This is a genomic window from Vibrio sp. 1641, assembly GCF_033339995.1.
Lineage (GTDB): Bacteria > Pseudomonadota > Gammaproteobacteria > Enterobacterales > Vibrionaceae > Vibrio > Vibrio alginolyticus.
Genome location: NZ_JAWOVP010000447.1, coordinates 1 through 542 on the forward strand (window position 1 = coordinate 1; position 542 = coordinate 542).

The 542-nt window shown below is 48.5% G+C and carries 1 pseudogene; it reads right to left on the bottom strand.

From position 1 onward, the window contains the following. Positions 1 to 276: 276 nt before the first annotated feature. Positions 277 to 542 (bottom strand): annotated as a pseudogene (locus R7Z47_RS26500) (hypothetical protein); the annotation flags it as partial.

The window sequence follows — 542 nt, forward strand, 5'->3', positions numbered from 1 at the left end:
GGAGACGACCTCGCTGACCCGGACAAATATCGCCCTTGATCAAAAGCAAAGTCAGCAGCGCTTGTGCGCCAAATAACATTGGAGGGAAAGTAACCAGCAATTGTTGAATCATGTTGAATGCAAGCTCAAAAGTCGTTTTGGGGTGGCGATAATAGCAAATCACCTATCGCCAAACCACCTAAACTCTCCGCCTAACTTGCGATCCAAATAGCATCAAACAGGCTTAATGCTCATGCGTTCAATATAAAGCCTGTGCAGCAATACTTGACCTAGCCATTAGCATGAAGCCAGATACTGCAAGGCATCATCTTGAGTGAGTAGCCCACGATATTCTTCTTTGGCGTCGCACAAGATCCAAGGGAAGCCTATACCAGCTTTGATCAAGTCTCGAATGGCCGCGACTGGCAAACAGGCATCAACTTGCTCAAATGCGGTGCTCATCACCTGATAGACTGGCCGCTTCCAACGTCGATGTTCGCGCTCGGTTTCTAAATCTGTCCCCATCGCTGGCGTCATGTGCAAGTTGACTTGCCCTTTGGTGA